General features: G+C 60.0%; 1 protein-coding gene and 1 pseudogene. Both read right to left on the bottom strand.

The window, feature by feature from the left end; all coding sequences use genetic code 11:
• Positions 1 to 190: 190 nt before the first annotated feature.
• The gene (locus QVO43_RS08275; RefSeq protein ID WP_022488059.1) at positions 191 to 955 is read right to left on the bottom strand and encodes a sulfite exporter TauE/SafE family protein; all 765 of its coding nucleotides are present in this window, start codon (positions 953 to 955) and stop codon (positions 191 to 193) included.
• Between the two features lie 4 nt (positions 956 to 959).
• A pseudogene (locus tag QVO43_RS08270) lies at positions 960 to 1,396 on the bottom strand (thiamine pyrophosphokinase); the annotation flags it as partial.

Here is a 1,396-nt window from a genome sequence, read left to right as displayed (position 1 = left end):
CCGGCTTCAGACCGTCCCGCACATCCGGCAGGGCCCGCTGGACGATGACGCTCATGGCGTAGTCGATGTAGCATTTCTGCATCTCATCTTCCACATAGACGGGGATTACCTTGCCGGCAGAGATGGTCTGCTTGTCATTCTGCTGATCATCCACGTTCTCACGCTTCCTTCCTGCGTCTTTTTGACGCGGTTATTTCAAGAAAAGGTCATAGACCTGCTTGCCGATCAGCAGGACGGTCATGACCAGGTACAGGGTGCGGATGTAGCCCACACCTTTTTGTATGGCAATCTTCGCTCCCAGCCGGGCGCCCAGGATCTCCACCAGCCCCATGGGCAGGGCATAGGCCAGATACACCCGGCCCAGCATCAGGAAAGCCACAAGGCCTCCCAGGTTGCTGGCCAGGTTCAGGGCCTTGGTATTCCCGGCAGCGGTTACGAAGTTATAGCCGAAATAGAGGAATCCGAAGATCAGGAACGAACCTGTCCCCGGTCCGAAAAAACCGTCGTACATGCCCAGGAACCAGGCCATGGCGGCGATGCCCAGGGCAACGGACCGGGTCATTTCGGTCATTTCATTGACCCCGTCCCAGTTTTTCCGGTAATAGGTATAGCAAGCCACTCCCACCAGGGCCAGCACCACAATGTACCGGAGCAGCTGTTCCGGCAGCAGGGAGGCAATACAGGCCCCGGCGGCACTGCCCAAAAAGGACAGGGGCATCATCTTCAGGATCTTCCGGTCCACTTTCCCGGACCGGGCAAAGGTAAAGAAACTGGTCACCGCGCCGATGGAGGAGGCCAGTTTGTTGGACCCCAGGGCAAAGGGGGTGGGGATGCCGGTGGCCATAAAGGCCGGCAGGGTGATCAGACCACCGCCGCCTACCGCCGCATCTACAAAAGAGCCGATGAAGCCGGCTGCCAAAAGGAAAATCAAATCCTGCCAGTGGAATTCCAGCATGGGGTCACTCCTTCCAGGTGAAATAGACGCCGGCGATGCCCTCCCGGCAGAAGGCATTCAAGGCCGGCTCCGTCATCTTGTTGCTGACGGCATAAGGGTTGGCCTGGGTCAGTTCCGCATTGTCCAGGGGCCAGCGGACCCCGGTAATGCTTACCCGGCAGGAGGGAGTAAGAGGCAGCAGGCTCACTGCCCGGGGCCGTTTCCTCCCGGCGGTAAACCGCAGACCCTCTCCCGGCTGCAGGTAGCACAGCATTTCCTGGTCATCGGCCAGGATGGCGCTGCCTCCCCTCCGGGCATAGGCCAGCAGGGTATACAGATTGCCGAACAGATGGTCCGCCCGGCCGCCCCAGATGCCGGTGGCCAGCACCGTCCGGTCACCGGGGATATCCTGGAGCACCAGGGACAGATCCGTATCGTCCTTGTTCACCGGGTAGGTCTTGA

Source organism: Acidaminococcus sp. CAG:542, assembly GCF_000437815.1.
GTDB lineage: Bacteria > Bacillota > Negativicutes > Acidaminococcales > Acidaminococcaceae > Acidaminococcus.
The sequence above is the reverse complement of the archived record's forward strand: the minus strand, read 5'-3'. Positions and strand labels throughout refer to the sequence as shown.

Excerpts from the sequence above, each read along its gene's own strand:
- QVO43_RS08275 (WP_022488059.1), bottom strand. The coding sequence starts at position 955 with ATGCTGGAATTCCACTGGCAGGATTTGATTTTCCTTTTGGCAGCCGGC.